Origin of the sequence: Leptolyngbya cf. ectocarpi LEGE 11479 (assembly GCF_015207065.1) — a bacterium.
Lineage (GTDB): Bacteria > Cyanobacteriota > Cyanobacteriia > Phormidesmidales > Phormidesmidaceae > Leptothoe > Leptothoe ectocarpi.
Genome location: NZ_JADEXP010000397.1, coordinates 1 through 5,801 on the forward strand (window position 1 = coordinate 1; position 5,801 = coordinate 5,801).

Consider the following 5,801-nt stretch of genomic DNA (forward strand, 5'->3'; position numbering starts at 1 on the left):
TCTTTGCGATTGTCGTATAGAGAATAGGGAGGTCCTCCAGGTGGCGTATTAAAACGTGATTTGAATTCATCAATGGGTACAAAACCTTCTGTCTCAGCTCGAATTGTACCTAATGCCATCAAGATCATATCTTGATCGCCTAGATCATTTTTTTTCAAAGCCGATAGAACAAAAGGTAAATGCTTTTTAATATTGCCGATGGGAGTAGAAGGAAACATATCTGAGACAACGTTTACCGTAAATTGAGCTGTCGCATCAGATCGGTTATCATCATCTGTGATATCCATGCCTAGGACACTTAAAGTCTGAGAACCTGCTACTCCATCTGCCAGTAACCCCTCGCTTTTTTGAAAAGCCTTCACAGCAGCATCTGTTCCATTACCGAAGTCACCGTCAATAAAACCAGGATCAAACCCCTTATTCTTAAGTATCTTCTGCAGTGCTATTACGCGATCACCTTTAGCCCCTTTTTTTAGATTCATAATTATGTGAACCTCATGTTTTAGAAGGTTGAATCAGAGTTAGGTTTATTGTTTCATTTGCCACACGTGACTAATTATTTTTGTGAAAGATCTTGCTCAAGTCTTGCTGCTTCTTTTCGTAGATCAGAGAGCTTACTTATTATCAGATTTATTTCTGTATTATCTAACTTACCGTCGTTACTCTGCATGAATATAGATTCAAACTCTAAGTTTATAAGTTGGGCTTCAAGAACACGGTAGCCACCACTTCGTTGTTTTATCGGAATTGAACGGCTTGTTGATTGAATGGCAACAAGTCCAGCTCCTAAAATACCTGCCAGCACTTTGCTCCGATTTTTTCCTACAACTTCTTCTCCTAGCACTCCTGAAATTGTAATTCCTAATGTCAGACAAATGCTTCCCAGTGTCAGTCCTAAATCCCAATTACGATTTATTGTCGCTTTACGATTAACGTCTTTCAAAAGCAAATTAATCTCTTTTTCTACTTTCTTGATCAGATCTACTTGACCAGAAGTAACAAAATTTGTAGGCTGAGAAGGTTTCTTATCTAGATTTCCTTGAGACATATTTGAATTTCTATTTTAGAGTAGGTTCGTAAATTATTATTAGATAGTCTGAAAAGTTTTGGCTTGGAAGTCTACCACTGCCAGTTATCGGTCGATTAACGCAGTATTAAGCAAATCATCACTACATAACATAGTCAGTCCCTTAGCAGCTCTCTGGTAGACCTTCACAGTCTTGATACAGACGCTTTGCTTGGTCTAGCCAAGTGAAATCCACCGATAGGGAGCAGCCATAAAGTACAGAAAGAGCTTTGTGTCAACTCTAGAATACAGTGATGAACCTGCTTTATAAGCTTCCCTAAGATTCCTTGCACTTTTACTAGCCCAAAACAGATAGTTAGGTGGAAATTTTTCCACTCAAAATCTCAATACAGAGGATTAGCTAGATAGAAACATATCCGCTTAATCCACCAATATGAGTTGATTACTAGTATAATCACCTATATTGTATTATAAGCACGCTACTTAATGTTTTTTATTATTCAGACACCTGTTAAATAGACACTTCTGCAGAATTCATTCTCCATACTCGTCGCAATTCGCTATTTTTAAGACTGCTATGATACAACTCATATTGTCATCTTGAAAGTAAGGTAACCCTAATTCATAATGCCTATTCCACACTATCGCAATCTCAGTTTAGCCATTCGTAGTGTTTGCCAGGTTTGGTTCTTTTAGAACAGCTACAGCGAGCCCTTTTGCCGAGATGGCAGACGTTTTCTTCCAATGGTGTGATGCCCGTATAGATTGCGACAGTAATAGGAACTCGGAGTCAGCGGTTGGTAAGAATTGGTTCGATGAGCTTATTACTCGAGATAGATAATTGGTTGTCTAAGGGAATATATCTTTAGAGAAGCTAGCAGATAATTGGATTTTTTTTCCAGCATCTTTGCCAAACAAAGTTGTTATAAGGATTTGTCTAGCCCATCATCAAATCGCTTGACGAAACCCCAAAGTCCGTTTTTATAGTTGGCCAATGCCGCACACTTTAGTGCAGCTGTTCTACACTGGAACCTAATTTCTTAGCACCGTTGGCAGGTGGAACCAACACCTAACCGACGATTAACCTAAGCGAGAGAGTTACCTCTCCCGCTCGGCTTCAAAACCGTGCGTGAAAGTTTTCCTTCACACGGCTCCTCAGCTAACAAGTCCTTGGCATGGATACAGCTCAGCTAAAGTTGATCAGCTCAACCTTTATATCGATAGAGCCGGGCATATCCCCGTTGGGGCGAGGTATAAATTAGCTCATAGGCCGTTGAAAGCTGTTGAAAAATTGCCTCCTGTTCTTGAAGCGGACGATCGGCGGTTTGCCAAATGGCAACATAGTCGATGGGGCGCCCAGTGCTGACTGCATAGCCCAAGATATCAACATGGAGCTTTTTGCCCAATAATCGCCAATCATCTGCAGCCATAATCTCAAAGGGATTTAATTCAGGCCGAAAATTGACTGGAAAATAATCTTCATTAGCCTGATAGTTGTTGAGCAAGACCGCTTTTCTAGAAACGGCCATGTGGCCAGAGACATTGATAAAGGGATTGAGCTGCCAGGGACGAACAAACTTAGGCGGTCGCCACAGGTCGGGCGCTTGGGGCGAGGCTAAGGACGAGGAGGGTAAATTAATGGCCAACAGGGTAGAGTGCTCCTCAATGAAAGGAGCGGTTGAGGTATATTCACGCCAATAATCATTGAGATAACCATAGGTTGTAGTTTGAATGACCAACAGTGCTATGGATATCGACACGAGTAATCCCGTCATACCTCGACGAATCCAGGATGGATACCGACCAGTTGCCAGCCAGAGCATCAAAGTGAGAATGGGATAAAGTAAGAGTCTATCTTTAATGGTGACGCTCCCCGAGAGTCCTCTGGGCGCAAACAGATAAACCCCTAACAGCACCAGAGTCACCATTAGCAACCCATTTCCGGCCATGATCTTTTCGCCTTGCTCCGGAATGCCACGCCTCCACAGGCTGTAAACCGTTAAACCAATGAGGACTAGCCCAATTGCGATCGCACAAACTAGCTCAAACCAGCTGTATGACACCAAAGAACTCAGGGTGATCAAACTTCCCAGGCGCAGGTTGTCAACTACTGAAGCTACCCACCTGGGACCTTTAGACCCCGTTGAGTTTTGGCTCAAAAACTGAAGACAAATCAGGCAAGTGGGCAATAGCGCCATTCCAGTTGGCAAAGTTGTTTTAATTAAAAAACGCTTGAGGGTAATGGGGTGCCCCCGACGAGAAGAGAGAAAGAGACGTATCCCCTGCCAAAGAATAAGCACTCCCACAACAATGCAAAAGACAATAAAGGAAAACAAATGGGTGAAATAAAGCCCCAAACTAAGCACCATTAACAGCCCTATTTGGGACGGACGGTTACGGGATCTAAACCAGTAACCTAGGGTAAACAGAAAGACAACTAGACTATAGGCAAAGTTGTAAAAGCCCATATTAAATGTCAGGTTGTAGCACAGAGGAAACGCCAGAAATGCCAGAAAAGACGGGGCAGGAACCTCTGGGCGCACCCCGTTGAGAGCATAGCGAACCGCCAACGGTAGCAGAATGACATACAGTGACAGGAGCAGCTTTTCTGCGATCGCAGGGGAGGCAATAAACATTAGCCCTGTCAAAATGACCTGGGTTGTCCAGTTGGGCGCTAGCTGTAAGTTAGGAACGTAATAATCTTGAAAAATCGACGGGCCATCTGTTAGAAAACTATGCAATACATCGGCAGTATGGACATGGATAGGACCATCCTGTGTGGGCAGGTACTCAAATAGCCAGATTGGCAACAAAAATAGCGCGATCAGGGCAAAAAATAGGCCATTGTCCAGGGTGCTAGAACGGAACGGAACCGATTGACTCGACGGTTCAGTATCACTCGAACGGGGCGCGAATACCTGCATAAGCAATCATGCTTGTCCTACAGTACTTATTTTAGCAATGGCCCAATGACTTCAACTCGATTGGTTACAATGCCATCCAGAGGCAAATGCTGAATTTTCTCCCAGCTATCTAGCGTATCCACTTCGAGCACATAAACCTGTAAATGAGCCTGCCTGGCCTTGGATAGAAAAAGACCAGGCCAACCAGGCACATAGTTAAGGTAGCGAATGGGTAAACCCAACGCATATCGGCTACAAATATCAGGCAGCTGTCCTGAAATCAACATCTTTAAATAATCAGGGATACAGTCCTTGACTTCCCGTCGGGATGAGAACAGTCTTTGCACGTCTGGAATCTCTTGTTTGAGTTGAGCATACTGCTCTTCTCCTGAAAAGAGATATAGGTTGCTTTGCTGATGAGACGAGTATTGACCCAATGTGTGCGATAACAATTCAATTGTTTGAGAAAATCTATCTTTTTGATCAATGAGAAACGTTTGCTCAGGAAATGCTGTGAGCACCTCATCTAGCGTTGGCATCATCGCCACACCTTGACCACGAAAGGGATAGGTTTGGCCCCCATCTGCCGTATAGCCATAGCCAATATCCAGCTGCTTTAGAATCGCCATACTTTGCTCCTGGGTAATCCCTTTGCCGTTTGTTCGACAATCTACAGTCCAGTCATGGAACACAGCCAGCTGATTGTCAGTGGTGGGATGAATATCAAGCTCCACCATATCTGCCCCATAGTCAAAAGCAGCCTGCATAGAAGGCAGGGTATTTTCAAGAAACCTATGGGTGGGTAGATAAATAATTTTTGCCGTGCAGGTGTCATTCTCTAAGTTTTCTAGCGGGAATGTTTGACTGACACCCCGATGGGCAATGAGCATAAATGAGTCAGGTTGAGGGGGTAGCGATCGGGGGATATAGATGTAGGCAACAAGAGCAGCTGCTAGCCCCAACAATCCAGCAGTCATCAGTTTTATTAAATGGAACAGCCTGGTTCGTAATGTTCTCTGCTGTCGTACAAAGCTGTTTGGTTTAACCATGATTCACTGGATGGTCATCGTCGTCAGGTATTACCCATGCTTACCCATTGCATCAGTCATCGTTCCTAAGTTCTGTAAATAGAGAGGTCACTTTTCAAAGGTGATGGCTAAGATGCCTAGGTGTTAATCAAAATGACAGCTCTGACCCTAAATACACTCTAGAATAACTATGACAGATCTGATGGGTAAAGGCAGCTGCCTTTGCGGTGCCGTACACTTTACCGTAAATACTATGAACACAAGCGTCGGTGCCTGCCACTGTCAGATGTGTCGAAAATGGACTGGTGGCCCCTTCATGGCCATTGACTGTGGTATAGACGTCACCTTTGAAGGCGAAGACAATATAGCGGCGTTTGGTTCATCCGAGTGGGCAGAACGAGGTTTTTGCAAACTGTGCGGCAGCCATCTTTTTTACCGGTTAAAACAAAATCATCAGTATTTTATGGCAGCTGGCTTATTCGACGATGATACAAAATTAATCTTTGACCATCAGGTGTTCATAGACCAAAAACCTGCATTCTATTGTTTTGCTAACAAAACTCAGGATATGACCGAAGCTGAAGTGTTTGCTCAGTTTAGCGGTGCTTGAGGAATAGGATATGACAGCACTTCACCGATTAGAAACTAACCTCAAAACACTCTTCTATTGCTAATCTTCTAGATATCAGTCGGTCGCAAATGCTCAAGCTTGAGCTTATAGCGTTTCTCAGTTGTTTTGAGTATAGTAACAACAGTGAGTAAACCATCCAATAATATCGTTTTGATGGATCTCATCAATAGCATCAGCGATGGCCTCGTTGAGCGCATCATAGGTTCGCGGAG

At 43.5% G+C, this 5,801-nt stretch carries 5 protein-coding genes; 1 reads left to right on the top strand and 4 read right to left on the bottom strand.

Annotated features, from left to right (window positions below):
• The 4 genes from IQ260_RS26685 to IQ260_RS26700 form a co-directional block, all read right to left on the bottom strand.
• Positions 1-482: peptidoglycan-binding domain-containing protein (locus IQ260_RS26685; RefSeq protein ID WP_193996119.1), on the bottom strand; the 482-nt coding region annotated here is incomplete at its 3' end.
• 74 nt (positions 483-556) lie between these two features.
• A complete protein-coding gene (locus IQ260_RS26690) occupies positions 557-1,048 on the bottom strand; it encodes a hypothetical protein (RefSeq protein ID WP_193996120.1) in 492 nt (163 codons plus the stop codon).
• 1,184 nt (positions 1,049-2,232) lie between these two features.
• Complete coding sequence (locus IQ260_RS26695) at positions 2,233-3,951, bottom strand: hypothetical protein (protein ID WP_193996121.1); 1,719 nt, start codon at positions 3,949-3,951, stop codon at positions 2,233-2,235.
• 26 nt (positions 3,952-3,977) lie between these two features.
• Positions 3,978-4,907: a glycerophosphodiester phosphodiesterase family protein gene (locus IQ260_RS26700; protein ID WP_193996122.1), complete on the bottom strand. Its 930-nt coding sequence runs from the start codon at positions 4,905-4,907 to the stop codon at positions 3,978-3,980.
• Between the two features lie 241 nt (positions 4,908-5,148).
• On the opposite strand from IQ260_RS26700, the gene IQ260_RS26705 reads away from it, so the two are divergent.
• Positions 5,149-5,568: a GFA family protein gene (locus IQ260_RS26705; RefSeq protein ID WP_193996123.1), complete on the top strand. Its 420-nt coding sequence runs from the start codon at positions 5,149-5,151 to the stop codon at positions 5,566-5,568.
• The last annotated feature ends 233 nt before the right edge of the window (positions 5,569-5,801 follow it).

Excerpts from the sequence above, each read along its gene's own strand:
- IQ260_RS26700 (WP_193996122.1), bottom strand. The coding sequence starts at position 4,907 with ATGACTGCTGGATTGTTGGGGCTAGCAGCTGCTCTTGTTGCCTACATC.
- IQ260_RS26705 (WP_193996123.1), top strand. The coding sequence starts at position 5,149 with ATGACAGATCTGATGGGTAAAGGCAGCTGCCTTTGCGGTGCCGTACAC.
- IQ260_RS26695 (WP_193996121.1), bottom strand. The coding sequence starts at position 3,951 with ATGCAGGTATTCGCGCCCCGTTCGAGTGATACTGAACCGTCGAGTCAA.
- IQ260_RS26690 (WP_193996120.1), bottom strand. The coding sequence starts at position 1,048 with ATGTCTCAAGGAAATCTAGATAAGAAACCTTCTCAGCCTACAAATTTT.